This window comes from Streptomyces sp. NPDC057249 (assembly GCF_042669245.1).
GTDB lineage: Bacteria > Actinomycetota > Actinomycetes > Streptomycetales > Streptomycetaceae > Streptomyces.
On record NZ_JBHUXS010000015.1, the window covers coordinates 88,843 to 105,245 of the forward strand.

Genomic DNA, 16,403 nt, shown 5'->3' on the forward strand with positions numbered 1-16,403 from the left:
TCCTTACTTTGATCGATCGACGCATCGATCACTTTCAGCCACCGAAACCCGGGTCCTGGTGTGCGCTGCGTCATCCTGCGTACGACTTCTGAACACGCCCTTCCGGAGGGCTATCGGGCTGCCGACTTTCGATCTGCTGGCGGACGGGTGGTTACGGCCGTACGACGCGCAAGTGGACGTACCCAGGCACCTTCGATCTGGGTATGTTCCTCGCCGTCAGGGCAGCCACCGCGTCTTCGAGGAGTCGAGACCGTGTCGGAAAACAAAGCTGTGCAGAAGTTCGTCTACGACTTCACCGAAGGCAACAAGGATCTGAAGGACCTCCTCGGCGGGAAGGGGGCCAACCTCGCCGAGATGACCAACCTCGGGCTCCCCGTCCCGCCCGGCTTCACCATCACCACCGAGGCGTGCAAGGTCTACCTGGACAGCGGTGAGGAGCCGGCCGCCCTCCGCGACGAGGTGAGTGCGCACCTCGACGCCCTGGAGGGGCGGATGGGCAAGAAGCTCGGCCAGGCCGACGACCCGCTGCTGGTCTCCGTGCGCTCCGGCGCCAAGTTCTCGATGCCCGGGATGATGGACACCGTCCTCAACATCGGCCTCTCCGACGCCTCCGTGGTGGGCCTCGCCGCCCAGGCCGGCGACGAGCGGTTCGCGTGGGACTCCTACCGCCGGCTGATCCAGATGTTCGGCAAGACCGTGCTCGGGGTGGACGGCGAGCTCTTCGAGGAGGCGCTGGAGGCCGCGAAGGAGGCCAAGGGCGTCAAGGTCGACGTGGACCTCGACGCGGGCGACCTGAAGAAGCTGGTCAAGGAGTTCAAGAAGATCGTCGCGCGGGACGCCGGCCGTGACTTCCCGCAGGACGCGCGCGAGCAGATGGACCTCGCCATAAAGGCGGTCTTCGACTCGTGGAACACCGACCGGGCCAAGCTCTACCGCCGCCAGGAGCGCATCCCCGGCGACCTCGGCACCGCCGTCAACGTCTGCTCGATGGTCTTCGGCAACCTCGGCCCCGACTCCGGCACGGGCGTCGCCTTCACCCGCGACCCGGCCAGCGGCCACCAGGGCGTCTACGGCGACTACCTCCAGAACGCGCAGGGCGAGGACGTCGTCGCGGGCATCCGCAACACCGTGCCGCTCGCCGAACTGGAGGCGATCGACAAGCAGTCGTACGACCAGCTGCTGAAGATCATGGAGACGCTGGAGACCCACTACAAGGACCTGTGCGACATCGAGTTCACCATCGAGCGCGGCCACCTGTGGATGCTCCAGACCCGGGTCGGCAAGCGCACCGCCGGTGCCGCCTTCCGGATCGCGACCCAGCTGGTGGACCAGGGGCTCATCGACGAGGCCGAGGCCCTCCAGCGGGTCAACGGCGCCCAGCTCGCCCAGCTGATGTTCCCGCGCTTCGACGACACCGCGAAGACCCAGCGGCTCGGCCGGGGCATCGCCGCCTCGCCCGGCGCGGCGGTCGGCAAGGCGGTATTCGACTCGTACACCGCCGTCAAGTGGTCCCGGTCCGGCGAGAAGGTCATCCTGATCCGCCGCGAGACCAACCCGGACGACCTGGACGGCATGATCGCCGCCGAGGGCATCCTCACCTCGCGCGGCGGGAAGACCTCGCACGCGGCCGTCGTCGCCCGGGGCATGGGCAAGACCTGTGTCTGCGGCGCCGAGGAGATCGAGGTCGACACCAAGCGCCGGCGCCTGACGGTCGGCGACATCGTCGTGGAGGAGGGCGACGTCGTCTCCGTCGACGGCTCCACCGGCAAGGTGTACCTGGGCGAGGTCCCCGTCGTGCCGTCCCCGGTGGTCGAGTACTTCGAGGGCCGGATGCACGCGGGCGCCGACGACGCCGACGAGCTGGTCGCCGCCGTGCACCGGATCATGGCGTACGCGGACCGGGTGCGCCGGCTGCGGGTGCGGGCCAACGCGGACAGCGCGGAGGACGCCCTGCGCGCCCGCCGCTTCGGCGCCCAGGGCATCGGCCTCTGCCGCACCGAGCACATGTTCCTCGGCGAGCGCCGCGAGATGGTCGAGAAGCTGATCCTGGCCGACACCGACCAGGAGCGCGAGACGGCCCTGGCGCAGCTGCTCCCGCTCCAGAAGGCGGACTTCATCGAGCTGTTCGAGGCGATGGACGGACTGCCGGTCACCGTACGGCTGCTGGACCCGCCGCTGCACGAGTTCCTGCCGGACATCACGGAGCTGTCGGTACGCGTGGCCCTCGCCGAGGCCCGCAAGGACGCCAACGAGAACGACCTCAGGCTCCTCCAGGCGGTGCACAAGCTGCACGAGCAGAACCCGATGCTGGGGCTGCGCGGGGTGCGGCTCGGCCTGGTCATCCCCGGCCTGTTCGCCATGCAGGTGCGGGCCATCGCCGAGGCGGCCGCCGCCCGCAAGAACGCCAAGGGCGACCCCCGCGCCGAGATCATGATCCCGCTCGTCGGCACGGTCCAGGAGCTGGAGATCGTCCGCGAGGAGGCGGACCGGGTCATCGCCGAGGTCCAGGCCGCCACCGGCACCGACCTCAAGCTGAAGATCGGCACCATGATCGAGCTGCCGCGCGCCGCGCTGACCGCCGGGCAGATCGCCGAGGCGGCGGAGTTCTTCTCCTTCGGCACCAACGACCTGACCCAGACGGTGTGGGGCTTCTCCCGCGACGACGTGGAGGCGTCGTTCTTCACCGCTTACCTGGAGAAGGGCATCTTCGGGGTGTCGCCGTTCGAGACGATCGACAAGGACGGCGTCGGCTCGCTGGTCAAGAACGCCGTCGCGGCCGGCCGGGCCACCCGGCCCGACCTGAAGCTGGGCATCTGCGGGGAGCACGGCGGCGACCCCGAGTCCGTGCACTTCTTCCACGAGGCCGGTCTCGACTACGTCTCCTGCTCGCCGTTCCGCATTCCCGTGGCGCGGCTGGAGGCCGGCCGGGCGGCGGCCGGGGCCCGGGCCAGCGACAGCCGCTGACGCGGAATTCCGGAGGCGGCGGCACCCTGTGCGGGGGTGCCGCCGCCTTGTCGTGCGCGACCGGGCGGCCAACGTTGTCATGTCCCGGTAAATGCGATGAGTGGCGCCCATGAGCGGCGCCCATTGCTTCGTTTAATGCGCAAAGAAATCGAGTTGAACGGACCGGGGTGCGGCCCGTGGATCCCCATCCACGGGCCGCACCCGGCTTACCCCCATCGAGTGCGGAGCCGCACCTTTGCCAACCGCCGCCGAACGAGCAAAACCCCCCACGGCCTTCACTCGCTCTTCCGGTGGCTCCGGAATCGCACCCGACGCCGTACAGCTTTTCGTCCGGCGGCCGGTCCCGGCGAGGCGTTTCACCTCTGGCCGAAACCCCGTGGTGACGTGCTGTTACGATTCGCATACTCTTGCGAGGGGGAATTGCAGGTGCAAGGGGTGGGAGTTCGGTGCTGCGTATCCATGTCTCCGGATGGGACCTTTCCCGGGTTCGGATGGCCTCCGGGCCGGACGCGCTGTGGGAGACCATTCTCAGCTTTCACCGGCTGAGGGACCGGAGGGCTTCCGCGGTCTTCGGGAAATGGCGCACCGAAACCCGCCCACGGTTGAGCGGTGAAGTACGTCTGCTGTCCGCGGTGGTCCCGCAGCGCGGCTATTTCCCCGACTTCCTGACGCCTTCTCAGGAAAACTCCGACCCGCTCGGGCTCGATGCCGGAATGGAGGCCGTGCGCGCCACTCCGCCCGACCGGCTGCGCGCCGAGATCGCCCTCCTGGGGGACCCGGGCGCCCGGCGGGCCGCCCGCCTCGGCCCCCTGCGCGAGGGCGCCGCCGAGCCCCTGGCGCGCCTCGTCGGCGCCTTACGGGACTACCACCGCGCCGCCGTGGAGCCGTACTGGCCGCACATCCGCTCGGCCGTCGAGGCCGACCGGGCGATCCGGGGCCGCGCCCTCCTGGACGGCGGCGCCGAGGAACTGCTCGCCACGCTGCCCCCGGTCATCCGGTGGCGGGCGCCCGTCCTGGAGGCGGACTACCCCGTGGACCGCGACCTCCACCTGGACGGGCGCGGGCTGCTCCTCCAGCCGTCCTACTTCTGCCGGGGCACCCCCGTCGTCCTGCGCGACCCGCTGCTCCCGCCGGTCCTGGTCTACCCGGTCGCGCACCCCGCCGCGCCCGCCTTCGCCGACCCGGGCCCCTCGCTCGGCCGGCTCCTCGGGCAGACCCGCTCCACGGTCCTGCGGGCCATCGGCAACGGCTGCACCACCAGTGAGCTGGCCCGGCGCGCCGGGGTCTCCCTCGCCTCGGCCAGCCAGCATGCCTGCGTCCTGCGCGAGGCGGGGCTCGTCCACACCCTGCGGCACGGCAGCTCCGTCCAGCACACCCTGACCCCGCTGGGCGGCTCGCTGCTGAGGGGCGGGGCGCCGGTCGCGGTCCCGTGACCCCTCCGCCGGTGAGGGCCGAGCCGGACCAAGGGCGCTACAGCCCCGGGTAGGTCACCCCGGTCAGCTGCTCCGAGGCCACCCACAGGCGCTCGCCCGCCACGTCCCCGCGCGTCCAGCCCGCCCGCCAGGACGGCCCGGGCGCGCCGCGCCAGCCCAGCACCCGGGGGCCGGTGAACGAGTCGGGGCGCACGCCCGGCGCGGTCGCCGCGTACAGCGTGGGCAGGGCGCCCGCCGACGCCGGCTGCGCGACGACGCGGTTGGCGATCCCCATGACCCGCTCCGCCGTCCTGCGTTTCTCCATCCGGGCCGCCGCCGTCTGGAGGTTGGTCGAGGCGTAGCCGGGGTGCGCGGCGGCGGCGACCAGTGCGCTGCCGGCCGCCGTGAGCCGCCGGGCCAGCTCGTGGACGAAGAGCAGGTTCGCGGTCTTCGAGCGGCCGTAGGCGGTCCAGCGGCGGTAGTTCCGCTCGCTGTTGAGGTCGCCCATGTCGATGTTGCCCAGGGCGTGCAGCCCGCTGGAGACGGTCACCACCCGGGCGCCCCCGGTGGCCAGCAGCTTCGGCAGCAGCAGCCCGGTGAGCGCGAAGTGCCCCAGGTGGTTGACGCCGAACTGGGTCTCGAAGCCGTCGGCGGTGCGCCCGTAGGGAAGGGCCATCACCCCCGCGTTGTTGACCAGCAGGTCGAGCCGGTCCGCCCGGAAGTCCTCGGCGAACGCGCGCACGGAGGACAGGTCGGCCAGATCGAGCGGGGCGAACTCGACGTCCGCGCCGCGCACCGCGTACCGGATGCGGGCCGCGGCCTCCTCGCCGCGCCGCTCGTCGCGGCAGGCGAGCAGCACCCTGGCTCCGCAGCGGGCCAGTTCGCGGGCGGTGACGAGCCCGATCCCGCTGTTGGCCCCCGTCACCACGGCCGTGCGGCCGCTCTGGTCGGGTATGTCGCGCGCGCTCCAGCCGTGGGTCATGGATCAAGCGTACGGCCGGGCGCGCGGACGGCCGGAAGCACCCGTTCGGGGTTCTCCCGGCCGGTGCGGCGCGTCAGTCCGCGCGTACCTCGAAGACCGGTACGGAGACCTCGTCGTCGTCCAGGCAGGCGCCCGTCGCCAGGTCGAAGCGCTGCTTGAGCAGGGGCGACGCGACGAACGGCTGTCCGCCGTCCGAGCCGACCAGGCCGCGCGAGAGGACGTAGGCCCCGGTGAACGGGTCGCGGTTGTCGATGGCGTACGTCCGCCCCGCCCGGTCCAGGAAGAGCGCGACCTGCCGGCCGTCCGGGAGGAGGGCGGCGACCCCGCGGCCGGGGGTGAGCAGCGAGCGGTCGCACACCGTGAGCCAGCCGTCCCCGGCGGCGAGCCGGACGGTCCGGGTGTCCTGCGCGGTCTCCAGCGTCTGCGTGGTCATCAGGAGGCGGTCCCTTCAAGAGTGCGGATGGCGAGAACCGGGCCCGCGAGGATGTCCAGGTCCGGCTTGACCTGGTCGCGTTCCGGGACGAACTTCACCGACGGGTCGGGGGCGTCGGGCGCGTTGACGAAGGTGACGAACCGGCGCAGCCGCTCGGGGTCGTTGATGGTCTCGGCCCACTCGTCGCGGTAGCCGCGGACGTGGTCGGCCATCAGCCGCTCCAGCTCCTCGCAGAGCCCCAGCTTGTCGTGCACGACGACGTCCCGGACGTGCTCCAGGCCGCCCTCGATGCGCTCCAGCCAGGCCGAGGTGCGCTCCAGCCGGTCCGCGGTGCGGATGTAGAACATCAGGAACCGGTCGATCAGCCGGACCAGTTCGGCGTCGGACAGGTCCTGGGCCAGCAGGTCGGCGTGGCGCGGGGTGGCGCCGCCGTTGCCGCCCACGTACAGGTTCCAGCCGCCGGCCGTGGCGATGATCCCGAAGTCCTTGCCCCGGGCCTCCGCGCACTCCCGGGCACACCCCGAGACCGCCGACTTCAGCTTGTGCGGGGCGCGCAGGCCCCGGTAGCGCAGCTCCAGGTCGATCGCCATCTTCACGGAGTCCTGCACGCCGTAGCGGCACCAGGTCTGCCCGACACAGGACTTGACCGTGCGCAGCGACTTCCCGTACGCGTGGCCGGACTCGAAGCCGGCGTCGACGAGCCGGGTCCAGATCAGCGGCAGCTGGTCGACGCGGGCGCCGAAGAGGTCGATGCGCTGACCGCCGGTGATCTTCGTGTAGAGCCCGAAGTCGCGGGCCACCTCGCCGATCACGATCAGCTTCTCCGGGGTGATCTCGCCGCCGGGTATGCGCGGCACGATCGAGTACGAGCCGTTGCGCTGGAGGTTGGCCAGGAAGTGGTCGTTGGTGTCCTGGAGGGCCGCCTGCTCGCCGTCCAGGACGTAGCCGCTGGCGCCGACCGTCGGGGCGAGCGAGGCGATGACCGAGCCGACCGTCGGCTTGCAGATCTCGCAGCCGTCGCCGCCGCGTGCCTCCTCCCGGCCGTGCGAGTCCAGCAGATCCGCGTACGAGGTGATCCCCAGGGTGCGCACGATCTCGTACAGCTCGCTGCGGGTGTACGCGAAGCAGCCGCACAGGCCCGCGTCGGCGCTCTGCGGGAGCAGCTGGCCGATCACCTTGACGCAACTGCCGCAGCCGGTGCCCGCCTTGGTGCACTTCTTCACCTCGGGCAGCGTGGTGTGCTCGCAGATCGCGCCCTTGGTGACGTTGTGGCAGGAGCAGATCACCGCCTCGTCGGGCAGCGCGGACGGGCCGAGCGCCACCGGGCCGCCCGCCCCGGCCGGGAGCACCAGCTGCTCCGGGGCCACCGGCAGCACGCTCCCGGTCATCGGGCGCAGCGTGCCGTACTGGTCGGCGTCGCCGACGAGGACCCCGCCCAGCAGGGTGCCGTCCGCCGCCATCACCAGCTTCTTGTAGACGCCGGAGCGCGCGTCCGCGTACACCACGTCCAGGCAGCCCTCGGTGGTGCCGTGCGCGTCGCCGAACGAGGCCACGTCCACGCCGAGCAGCTTCAGCTTGGTCGACAGGTCGGCACCGGTGAACGCGGCCTCCTGCCCGGCGATCACCTCGGCGGCCGTCAGCGCCATCTCGTAACCCGGCGCCACCAGCCCGTACACCCGGCCGTCCGAGGCGAGCGCGCACTCCCCGATGGCGAAGACCGCCGGGTCGGAGGTCCGGCACTCCTCGTCCACCACGATCCCGCCGCGCTCCCCGACCGCGAGCCCGCACTCCCGGGCCAGCTGGTCGCGCGGACGGACCCCGGCCGAGAACACCACCAGGTCCGTGGCCAGCGCGGACCCGTCGGAGAGCGCCATCCCGGTCACCGCGCCGTCCTCGTCCGCGGTCACCTCCTGCGTCCCGACCCCGGTGTGGACGGTCAGGCCCATGTCCTCGATGGTGCGCAGCAGCGCGGCGCCGCCGCCCTCGTCCACCTGGACCGGCATCAGCCGGGGCGCGAACTCCACCACGTGCGTGTCCAGGCCGAGGCCCTTCAGCGCACCGGCCGCCTCAAGGCCGAGCAGCCCGCCGCCGACCACCGCGCCGGTCGTCGCGTCCTTGGCGTACTCCTCGATGGCGAGCAGGTCCTCGATCGTCCGGTAGACGAAGCAGCCGGTGCTGTCCTTACCGGGGACGGGCGGCACGAACGGGTAGGACCCGGTCGCGAGGACCAGCGTGTCGTAGGCGAGGACCTCGCCGGACCGCGCGGTGACCGTACGGGCCGAACGGTCCACGGCCACCGCCGGGTCCCCGAGCCGCAGCTCGAAGCCGTGCCGCTCCATGAAGCCGTCCTCGACCAGCGACAGCTCGTCCGGGGTCCTCCCCGCGAAGTACGAGGTCAGCTGGACCCGGTCGTAGGCGGCGCGGGGCTCCTCGCACAGGACGACGACCCGGGCGGTCCCGGCGGCGCCGGTCAGACCGCGCTCGGCCAGGGCCTCCAGGAAGCGCTGGCCGACCATCCCGTGCCCGACGACCACGAGCGTCGGCACGGCGGCAGGGCCTGAGGTGGGGGCGGTCGGGGGAGTGGACACCGGCATCTCGGGGCCTCCGTCGTCGGGGAGCAGATTCGGCAGGGCCACAGGCGCCGGGCCTGTGTGCTCATGACCGGAAGCGTGGCCCGGCGGTGTTACCCGGCCGGTTCCCCGCTGTTTCCCGGGAGGAACCTTGCGCTCAGCACCCGCCGGAAAGCTCTGTGAGGCGGTCGCCGGAGGCCGGAAAAGGGGCCGTGTCCTGCGGAAACCTCAGAGTTGGCTCAACTTTCCGGGCACGGCCCCGGGACGGTTGGACGGTGCACGCGTCGGCTCCATAGGGTCGTGCTCATGCCGGACATCACTCTGACCACCCTGGTCGTGCTGTGCCTCGCCGCCGCCGCGGCGGGCTGGGTCGACGCCGTGGTCGGCGGCGGCGGACTGCTCCTGCTGCCCGCGCTGCTGCTCGGCCTGCCGCACCTGCCGGCCGCGCAGATCCTCGGCACCAACAAGGCGGTCGCCATCGTCGGCACCTCGGGCGCCGCCGTCACCTACGCCCGCAAGGCGCCCGTGAAGGTGGGCACGGCGGTCCGGATAGGGCTCGCGGCCCTGGCCGGGTCGATGACCGGGGCCTTCTTCGCGGCCGGGATCAGCAGCGAGGTGCTGCGTCCGGTGATCATGGTGGTGCTGCTCGCCGTCGCCGCCTTCGTGATGCTGCGGCCCCAGTTCGGCCGGGCCGCCGGGGACGGTGTCCCGCCGCCGGTCACCCGGGCCCGCAGGATTACCGCGATCGTCCTGGTGGGCGGCGGCATCGGCCTGTACGACGGGCTGTTCGGCCCCGGTACGGGCACCTTCCTGGTGCTCGCCCTGACCGCCGTGCTCCACCTCGACCTGGTGACCGCGTCGGCCACCGCGAAGATCGTCAACGTCTGCACCAACGCCGGGGCGCTGGCGATGTTCGCCTACCAGGGCAACGTGCTGTGGCAGCTGGCGGCGCTGATGGCGGTGTTCAACCTGGCGGGCGGTCTGCTGGGCGCGCGGATGGCGCTGCGCAAGGGCAGCGAGTTCGTCCGCGGGGTGCTGCTGGTGGTGGTGTTCTCGCTGGTGGCGAAGCTCGGGTTCGACCAGTGGCAGAGCTGAGCACCAACTAGCGCACGTCCGTGAGGTGGGCGTACGCCACCACGTTCCCCTGGTAGCCCGTGGCCTCGGAGTACCCGCCGCCGCAGGTGATCAGCCGCAGCGAGGCGTGCTCGGAGGCGCCGTAGACCCGCTGGTCGGGGAAGTCGTCGCTCTCGTACACCTCGATCGCGTCGAGCGTGAAGACGGCGGTGCGGCCGTCCTGCCGGTCCACCTCGACGGTGCTGCCCTTCTTCAGTGAGCCCAGGTCGTAGAAGACGGACGGGCCGTCCGCGTTGTCGACGTGGCCGGCGACGATCGCGGTGCCCTTGGCGCCCGGCGGCGTGCCGCCCTCGTACCAGCCGACGATGTCCGTGTTCCCGGCCGGCGGCACGTCCAGGCTGCCGTCCGCCCCGAGCCCGAGCCGCATCATCGGTGCGTCGACCCGGATGGCGGGAATCCGCAGCCGGACGGGCGCGGAGGGGCGCAGCGGCTCGGCGACCGGGGAGCCGGGCAGCAGGGCGGGCCCGGCGGCGAACGCCTGGGCGGCGGCCGGGCCGGGCGGGGTGAGCCGGGTGCCCGCGCCGTTCTGGATCAGCCAGACACCGGCCAGCGCCACGACGACGAGCAGCCAGCCCTTGGCCTTCTGGGACACGGTGGTCCTCCGGGGTACGGAAGCGGGAAACGGTCCCGTCCCGGTGGCGCGGGGCCACCGGGACGGACACCGGGCGGTACGGAGGGGTGGATGCCTCCGTCAGCCGGCGTCCCGCGTGCCGCTCGCCCGGCGACGCAGGAGCCAGGCTCCGCCGACGGCGGCAGCGGCGAGTACGCCGGCTCCCGCCGCGATCTGGGTGGTGTCCGGGCCGACGCTGCCGCCGACACCGGTCTTCACGTGCCCCGAGGGGGCGGTGGGGGCGGCCGAGGTGCGGTGCCCGGAGGGCGTCTCACGCCCGGACCCGGTCTCGTCACGCCCGGACCCCGTCTCGTCGCGGCCGGACCCGGCCGGGCGCTCGGTGGGCGTGGTGCGGCCGGCCTCGGCGGGGGCGTCCGGGACGAGACCGGAACCGGCGGCCTCGGCATCGAGACCGTCGAGACCTTCCGGGCCCACCGTGTCCTCGTCGCCGCCCAGGCCGTCGAGGTCGGAGAAGTCGTACGCGGGCGAGTCGGCGGTCCCGGCGGTTTCGGCGGGGTCCTCGGTGCCCGCCGCCCGGTCCGCGGCCTTCACCTCGATCTCGCCGGTGGCCTTCTTGCCGTTCGCGCAGTCCACGCCGATGCCGTACGAGCCGGGCGCGATGCCGCCCGGCACCCGGAAGGAGCCGGCCAGGGCCTCTTCGAGGGAGGCGGGCGCCAGCGGGAACTCCGGGGCGTCCAGCGCGCTCGCGTCGCCGGTGGCGGCGCCGGCGACGCCGCAGGCGGTGGTGTCCACGGTCACCGTGGCGCCCGGCGCGGCGCTGGCCGGGGTGATCCGCAGGGGTGCCGGCTCGTCCCCGTACGCGGACGGGGCGGCGGCGCCGAGGCCGAGCGCGGCGGCGGCCAGGGCCGCGGCGGCGGTGCCGGTCACGAGTCGGGCAGGACGGCGCATGGGGTTTCCTCCGAACCGGGGGCGCTGGCAGGTGTGTCCTGGCTCCGAGCCAACAGCCGGACCGGCCCCCATGCCTGCTGACACCGAGTCAGCTGTCACCCGACCGGCCCGGCGCGGCCTCCTTGCCAACCGGTTTCGTCGCAGGTCACAGGGGTGGCGGTGGGTGAGGTGCACGGCCTGCCCCGCCCTGGTGCCGTTCGGGTGACGGACCCGCCGGGCAATGTGGCGTACGTCACATGCGTGAGGCGAGGCTGAGCGGGAACACGCATCACAACCCCCCACGGGACGGTGTGCGCAGCCGCCCCCGGCCGACGCCCCCTCCGGACCCCTCCCCCCTGGGTCCGGAGGGGGCGGACTGCGTCAGGGGCGCTCCGGTGCGGCGGCCGACCACTCGACCACCGGCGGCCGGACGCGGGCGCAGAGCGGCCGCCCCCCGTCGTCCGAGAGCGGGAGCCGGGCGGTGAGGTGCCCCGAGCGCACGGCCGCCGCCAGGACGGCCGGCTCGACGTCGGCGAACATCAGCTTGGCCCGCCGGAACATCGTGAACAGGCCGTCCGCGTCGACCGTCCCCCAGGACAGGTACACGAAGCGCCCGCCGAGCCGGTTCTGCACGTATGGCCCCCGGACCGCGATCCCGTCCGCTTCCGCGGTCGCCGTGCACTCCAGGGTCCAGCGGGCACCGGGCGCGTCCCCCGGTGTCGGACCGAGGAGTTCGCCGGGGCGGTCCTTGCGCTGGACGCCCAGGTGGATGTTCTCGTAGCCGGGGAAGCCGGGCCCGGCCGGGCAGGAGCGGCCGGGCAGGCGTGATCCCTCGATGTGGAGCAGCAGAGGAGCCTCCATCGGTCAGAGCGCCTCGTCCGGCGCGCCGTCGTACGCCGCCGCCAGCCGTCGCATCAGCTCCGCGTCGACCGTGAACACGGTGTCGTCGATCCGGGCGACCGGGGCCATGCCCAGCGAGTTGGTGAGGAACGCCGACCGGAACGCCCCGAGGCCGTCCAGGGTCACGGTCCGGCGCGAGGACCGCAGCCCCGCGCCCGGGAGTTCGCGTTCCAGGACGCCCATGGTCACGCCGGACAGGGCCGGGGCCTGCGGCCAGGTGATCGCGGTGCCGTCCCAGAACCCGATGTTGGTGAACGCGCCCTCGGTCACCGAGCCGTCGGGCAGGGTCAGCAGCGCGTCGTCGAAGCCCGCGCGACGGGCCAGGTCCGCGTGGTACGTCTGGCCGAACTCGCCGGGCCGCTTGAGGTGCGCCGCGGTCCGGGCGAACGGGACGGACATCAGGGCCTTGGGCCCCGGGGGCATCCCGCCCGCCTCCCGCACCGTCACCATGACGGTCGTCGCGGTGCTCCCCGGCGGCAGATACGCGTGCACCCGCACCGAGGCGTCCGCCAGGCCCGCGCTCCGCCACGCGTGCCGGATCAGCCGGCGCACCAGGTCCCCGTCCAGGGGGAGCCCGAACAGCTCGCGGTTGGCGGCGTCCAGCCGGGCCAGGTGCAGATCCAGACCGCGCACCCGGCCCTCGCGTACCTGCATCGCCGTGAAATGGCCGTAGTTGAAGAAGAGCGCCCGGCGCAGATCGTCCTCGGTGGCGGGCCGGCCGTCGAACTCGGCGTACGGGAGGGCCGCCGCTGCTGGAGTCGTCATGCGGCCACGGTATGCGGCGGCCACCACCCGGCGGGAGGGCCCGGTTTCCCGCCGCGCTTGACCTCAACCATGGTTGATGTACGAACGTCTTCGCCATGGACCTCAAGACCGCGGAATCCACCGCCACCACCCTGCCCGCGACCGCCCCCCTGAAGGTGGCCGTCATCCTCGCCAGCAACCGCGAGGGCCGGTTCGCCCCCGTCATCGCCGACTGGTTCCTCGCCCACGCCGACGCCCATCCCGCGATCGGCACGGACGTGCTCGACGTCGCCGCCCTCGATCTGCCCACCGCCCTCTCCTACCGCCTGGAGCCCGGGGCCAGGGAGGTGCTGGCCGGCGTCTCCGCCCGGCTGGCCGAGGCGGACGCCTTCGTCGTCGTCACCCCCGAGTACAACCACTCCTACCCGGCGCCCCTGAAGAACCTCATCGACTGGCACCGCGACGAGTGGCAGGCCAAGCCCGTCGCGTTCGTCTCCTACGGCGGGGTCTCCGGCGGACTGCGCGCGGTCGAGCACCTGCGGCAGGTCTTCGCGGAACTGCACAGCGTGTCGATCCGCGACACCGTCTCCTTCCACAACGCCGGCGCCCAGTTCGACGACGAGGGCAGGCACCGCGACCCCGCCGGGCCGGACGCCGCCGTGAAGACGCTGCTCGACCAGCTCGTCTGGTGGGGCCGCGCGCTGCGGGACGCGAAGAGGGCCCACCCGTACGGCGGCTGATGGCGCGGCGGGCGGCGGGCCCCCACAATCGTGGGGGAACCACATACCGCTGCGAGGGGACGCCGAAGTGACCACGACACCGGCCTGGCTGACCGTACTGACCACGACGGACAGCGAGGAGAAGGCCAGGGCGCTGGCGCGGGGAGTGGTCGAGGCGCGGCTCGCCGCGTGCGTGCAGATCTCCGCGCCCGTCACCTCCGTCTACCGCTGGCAGAACGCCATCGAGGCCACCGAGGAGTGGCAGCTCTTCTGCAAGACGACGGCCGAGCGGTACGAGGAGCTGGAGGCCCACCTCCAGGAGGCGCACGACTACGACACCCCGGAGATCATCGCCCTGCCGGTTCTCCGGGGCAGCGCCCGCTACCTGGGCTGGGTCTCCGCCGAGACGGCCCCGGTCACCTCGGTCTGAGCCCGGGTCAGCGGCCGGCCGCCGCCAGCGCGTCGGCCACGCCCGGTTCCCGGGGGCCCAGGAAGTGCGGGTCCGGCTCGAACAGGGCGTCGAGCGCCGCCTTCCCCGCCGCGAACACCTCCCGCGTCCCGCCGTAGTACCAGGTGACGTCGTGCTTCGCGTCCACCTCGACCCCGTACGCGTCGATCCCCGCCGCCCGGCACAGCGCGATGGCCCGGCGGATGTGGAAGCCCTGGCTCACCAGCACCGCCCGGTCGACGCCGAAGATCTTCTTCGCCCGCACGCAGGAGTCCCAGGTGTCGAAGCCCGCGAAGTCGCTGACGATCCGGTCGTTGGGCACGCCCTTCCCGACCAGGAACGCCCGCATCGCGTCCGGCTCGTCGTACTCCACGCGGCTGTTGTCCCCGGTCACCAGGACGACCTTCACCTTGCCGTCCCGGTAGAGCGTGGCGGCCGTCCGCAGCCGGTTCGCGAGATACGGGGACGGCTTCCCGTCCCACAGCCCCGCCCCGAACACCACCGCCACCTGCCGGGCGGGCACGTCCTCGACGGTCCTGATCCGGGCATCGGCCACCACATGCAGCCAGGTCGCCGGCGCGAGGGCCAGCACACACGCGGCCATCAGCCCCTGCACGGCCCGCCGCCGTCCCCGACGGGTCCTAGGGCCTGTCGTCACACGACAGACCCTAGGCAGCCGGGGCCGCAGCCGGCGGACGGCCCTCGGCAGCCGGGCACCCCGCGTCCGTTCGCTTCCCGGTGTCCGCCGCATCCGTGCCCTCACTCGTCCGCCCCTGCTCCCGGGGCCGACCGCCCCTGCCCTACTGGACGATCCGACGGCCGAAAGGGTTCTCCACCCGGCCCGCGCGGTCCGCGTACCATCGGGCGATGTCACTCCCACGGTTGATCGCCTCCGATCTCGACGGCACCCTGCTGCGCGGTGACGGCTCGCTCTCGCCCCGCACCCTGCGCGCCCTGCGCACCGCCGAGGAGGCCGGGGCGGAGATCGTCATCGTGACCGCCCGGCCGCCGCGTTTCGTGGACCGGCTGGCCGGGGCCAACGGCCTCGTGGGCACGGCGGTGTGCAGCAACGGCGCCCTCGTCTACGACATGGCGAGCCGCAGCGTCGTCTCCTCGCAGGTGCTGCCCCTGACCGTGGCCCGCCAGGTCGCCACCGCGCTCGCCGCGGCCGTCCCCGGCGTCGGCTTCGCCCTGGAGACCGGCAACCAGGTCTACTACGAACCCGCCTACCGGCTGCGCCTGTCCGAGGACGAGGGCGCCGAACTCCCCGTCGCCTCCCTCGCCGAGCTGTGGCTCACCGACGCCCCCGTCACCAAGCTGCTCGCCTGGTCCGAACAGCTCGACGCGGACACCCTGCTCGCCGCCGCCCGTCAGGGGGCCGGCGACACCGTCCAGGTGACCCACTCCGGCGGGCGCGGGCTGCTGGAGATCAGCGCGCCCGGCGTCACCAAGGCCGGCGCGCTCGCGGTGCTCTGCGCGGAGCGGGGCATCGACGCGGCGGACGTCATCGCGTTCGGCGACATGCCCAACGACCTCACCGTCCTGGCCTGGGCCGGTACGGGCTACGCCATGGCCAACGCCCACCCGGCGGTGCTGGCCGCCGTGCCGACGCACGCCCGGACCAACGAGGAGGACGGCGTGGCCCAGGTCATCGAGCACCTGTTCGCGGTACGGGGGAAGGGCTGAGGGGCGCCGGTCTCCCGGCCGCCGGCCCGCTTCCCCGTGAGCCGCCGGAAAATCCCCGTGACCGGCACGCAACGCCCCGGCAACGTCCGTCCGCCACCATCACCCCATGCACCGCATCCGGCACCTCCCCGCGCACCCCCCGGCGCCCGCCGCCCCTGCCCTCGTCGCCGTCGCCCACGGCAGCCGGGACCCGCGCACCCCGCGCGCCGTGGCCGCCCTCCTGGACCGGGTCCGCGAACTGCGCCCCGGGCTCGACGTCCGCCTCGGCCACATCGAGCTCAACGCGCCGCTCCTGCCGGACGCCCTGCACGCCCTCGGCGCCGGCGAGGCCGTCCTCGTACCGCTGCTGCTCGGGCGCGGGCACCACGTCAAGCACGACATCCCCGCGTCCGTCGCCGCCGCCCCCGCCCTGCGGGCCCGGGTCGCCGCGCCGCTCGGGCCGCACCCGCTGCTGGTGGAGGCGCTGCACGACCGGCTCACCGAGGCCGGGTGGCACGCGACGGACCGGGGGAGCGCCGTCGTCCTCGCCGCCGCCGGGTCGCGCGACCCCGAATCGGCCGCCGACGCCCGGCACACCGCGCGGCTCCTGGGGGAACGGCTCGGCGGCGTGCCCGTCGTGCCCGCCTACGCCTCCGCCGCCTCGCCCACCGTGCCCGCCGCCGTGCGGGCCCTCGCCGCCCGGGGCCACCGCAGGATCGCCGTCGCCTCCTACTTCACCGCGCCGGGCCGCTTCGCCTCGGCCGCCGCCGCCCACGCGCCCTGGATCGCCGCCGCCCCGCTCGGCGCCCACCCCGCGCTGGCCCGGCTGCTCCTGCACCGCTACGACCAGGCGCGCGCGGCCGGAGCCGCCGCGTACGACATACCCATGAACACACGTTTCCCGGCCTCCGCCTGACCCGTCCTGTCGGTGCGG

15 protein-coding genes are annotated in these 16,403 nt (G+C 73.4%); 7 read left to right on the forward strand and 8 right to left on the reverse strand.

The window, feature by feature from the left end; all coding sequences use genetic code 11:
- Window positions 1-252: 252 nt before the first annotated feature.
- Together ppdK and ACFUJY_RS25745 are read left to right on the forward strand one after the other, a co-directional pair.
- Window positions 253-2,964, forward strand: coding sequence for a pyruvate, phosphate dikinase (gene ppdK, locus ACFUJY_RS25740; protein ID WP_383303908.1), 2,712 nt, complete (start codon window positions 253-255; stop codon window positions 2,962-2,964).
- Between the two features lie 446 nt (window positions 2,965-3,410).
- The gene (locus tag ACFUJY_RS25745) at window positions 3,411-4,397 is read left to right on the forward strand and encodes a transcriptional regulator (RefSeq protein WP_383303911.1); all 987 of its coding nucleotides are present in this window, start codon (window positions 3,411-3,413) and stop codon (window positions 4,395-4,397) included.
- A 37-nt stretch (window positions 4,398-4,434) separates the two neighbouring features.
- Here ACFUJY_RS25745 and ACFUJY_RS25750 read toward each other — a convergent pair whose 3' ends face one another.
- From ACFUJY_RS25750 to nirB, 3 genes are all read right to left on the reverse strand, one after another.
- Entirely contained in the window at window positions 4,435-5,358 is a 924-nt protein-coding gene (locus ACFUJY_RS25750) for an oxidoreductase (RefSeq protein ID WP_383303913.1), read from the reverse strand.
- Between the two features lie 73 nt (window positions 5,359-5,431).
- A complete protein-coding gene (gene nirD, locus ACFUJY_RS25755; protein WP_018103288.1) occupies window positions 5,432-5,791 on the reverse strand; it encodes a nitrite reductase small subunit NirD in 360 nt (119 codons plus the stop codon).
- The gene (gene nirB / locus ACFUJY_RS25760; RefSeq protein ID WP_383303916.1) at window positions 5,791-8,385 is read right to left on the reverse strand and encodes a nitrite reductase large subunit NirB; all 2,595 of its coding nucleotides are present in this window, start codon (window positions 8,383-8,385) and stop codon (window positions 5,791-5,793) included. Before nirB ends, nirD begins: the two co-directional genes overlap by 1 nt.
- A 282-nt stretch (window positions 8,386-8,667) precedes the next feature.
- Between nirB and ACFUJY_RS25765 the strand changes: the two genes are divergently transcribed.
- Window positions 8,668-9,456: a sulfite exporter TauE/SafE family protein gene (locus ACFUJY_RS25765; RefSeq protein WP_383303919.1), complete on the forward strand. Its 789-nt coding sequence runs from the start codon at window positions 8,668-8,670 to the stop codon at window positions 9,454-9,456.
- Window positions 9,457-9,463: 7 nt separating this feature from the next.
- Here the strand turns inward: ACFUJY_RS25765 and ACFUJY_RS25770 are convergent, their stop codons facing one another.
- The 4 genes from ACFUJY_RS25770 to ACFUJY_RS25785 form a co-directional block, all read right to left on the reverse strand.
- Window positions 9,464-10,087: a class F sortase gene (locus ACFUJY_RS25770; protein WP_383303921.1), complete on the reverse strand. Its 624-nt coding sequence runs from the start codon at window positions 10,085-10,087 to the stop codon at window positions 9,464-9,466.
- 99 nt (window positions 10,088-10,186) lie between these two features.
- The gene (locus ACFUJY_RS25775; protein ID WP_383304149.1) at window positions 10,187-10,993 is read right to left on the reverse strand and encodes a hypothetical protein; all 807 of its coding nucleotides are present in this window, start codon (window positions 10,991-10,993) and stop codon (window positions 10,187-10,189) included.
- A 381-nt stretch (window positions 10,994-11,374) separates the two neighbouring features.
- The gene (locus ACFUJY_RS25780) at window positions 11,375-11,854 is read right to left on the reverse strand and encodes a DUF5990 family protein (protein WP_383303924.1); all 480 of its coding nucleotides are present in this window, start codon (window positions 11,852-11,854) and stop codon (window positions 11,375-11,377) included.
- 3 nt (window positions 11,855-11,857) lie between these two features.
- On the reverse strand, window positions 11,858-12,658 hold the full coding sequence (locus ACFUJY_RS25785; RefSeq protein WP_383303925.1) for an aminotransferase class IV: 801 nt from the start codon (window positions 12,656-12,658) through the stop codon (window positions 11,858-11,860).
- 95 nt (window positions 12,659-12,753) lie between these two features.
- On the opposite strand from ACFUJY_RS25785, the gene ACFUJY_RS25790 reads away from it, so the two are divergent.
- Both ACFUJY_RS25790 and cutA read left to right on the forward strand, forming a co-directional pair.
- A complete protein-coding gene (locus tag ACFUJY_RS25790; RefSeq protein WP_383303927.1) occupies window positions 12,754-13,377 on the forward strand; it encodes an NADPH-dependent FMN reductase in 624 nt (207 codons plus the stop codon).
- A 67-nt stretch (window positions 13,378-13,444) separates the two neighbouring features.
- Complete coding sequence (gene cutA, locus ACFUJY_RS25795) at window positions 13,445-13,786, forward strand: divalent-cation tolerance protein CutA (protein WP_383303930.1); 342 nt, start codon at window positions 13,445-13,447, stop codon at window positions 13,784-13,786.
- A 7-nt stretch (window positions 13,787-13,793) separates the two neighbouring features.
- Here cutA and ACFUJY_RS25800 read toward each other — a convergent pair whose 3' ends face one another.
- A complete protein-coding gene (locus ACFUJY_RS25800; protein ID WP_383303933.1) occupies window positions 13,794-14,555 on the reverse strand; it encodes a vancomycin high temperature exclusion protein in 762 nt (253 codons plus the stop codon).
- Window positions 14,556-14,686: 131 nt separating this feature from the next.
- On the opposite strand from ACFUJY_RS25800, the gene ACFUJY_RS25805 reads away from it, so the two are divergent.
- A complete protein-coding gene (locus tag ACFUJY_RS25805; RefSeq protein WP_383304151.1) occupies window positions 14,687-15,490 on the forward strand; it encodes a Cof-type HAD-IIB family hydrolase in 804 nt (267 codons plus the stop codon).
- A 106-nt stretch (window positions 15,491-15,596) separates the two neighbouring features.
- Window positions 15,597-16,385, forward strand: coding sequence for a sirohydrochlorin chelatase (locus ACFUJY_RS25810; protein ID WP_383303934.1), 789 nt, complete (start codon window positions 15,597-15,599; stop codon window positions 16,383-16,385).
- The last annotated feature ends 18 nt before the right edge of the window (window positions 16,386-16,403 follow it).

Coding starts and splice junctions, on each gene's coding strand:
- ACFUJY_RS25765 (WP_383303919.1), top strand. CDS start 8,668: ATGCCGGACATCACTCTGACCACCCTGGTCGTGCTGTGCCTCGCCGCC.
- nirB (WP_383303916.1), bottom strand. CDS start 8,385: ATGCCGGTGTCCACTCCCCCGACCGCCCCCACCTCAGGCCCTGCCGCC.
- ACFUJY_RS25810 (WP_383303934.1), top strand. CDS start 15,597: ATGCACCGCATCCGGCACCTCCCCGCGCACCCCCCGGCGCCCGCCGCC.
- ACFUJY_RS25780 (WP_383303924.1), bottom strand. CDS start 11,854: ATGGAGGCTCCTCTGCTGCTCCACATCGAGGGATCACGCCTGCCCGGC.
- ACFUJY_RS25750 (WP_383303913.1), bottom strand. CDS start 5,358: ATGACCCACGGCTGGAGCGCGCGCGACATACCCGACCAGAGCGGCCGC.
- ACFUJY_RS25790 (WP_383303927.1), top strand. CDS start 12,754: ATGGACCTCAAGACCGCGGAATCCACCGCCACCACCCTGCCCGCGACC.
- ACFUJY_RS25785 (WP_383303925.1), bottom strand. CDS start 12,658: ATGACGACTCCAGCAGCGGCGGCCCTCCCGTACGCCGAGTTCGACGGC.
- nirD (WP_018103288.1), bottom strand. CDS start 5,791: ATGACCACGCAGACGCTGGAGACCGCGCAGGACACCCGGACCGTCCGG.
- ACFUJY_RS25800 (WP_383303933.1), bottom strand. CDS start 14,555: ATGCGGCGGACACCGGGAAGCGAACGGACGCGGGGTGCCCGGCTGCCG.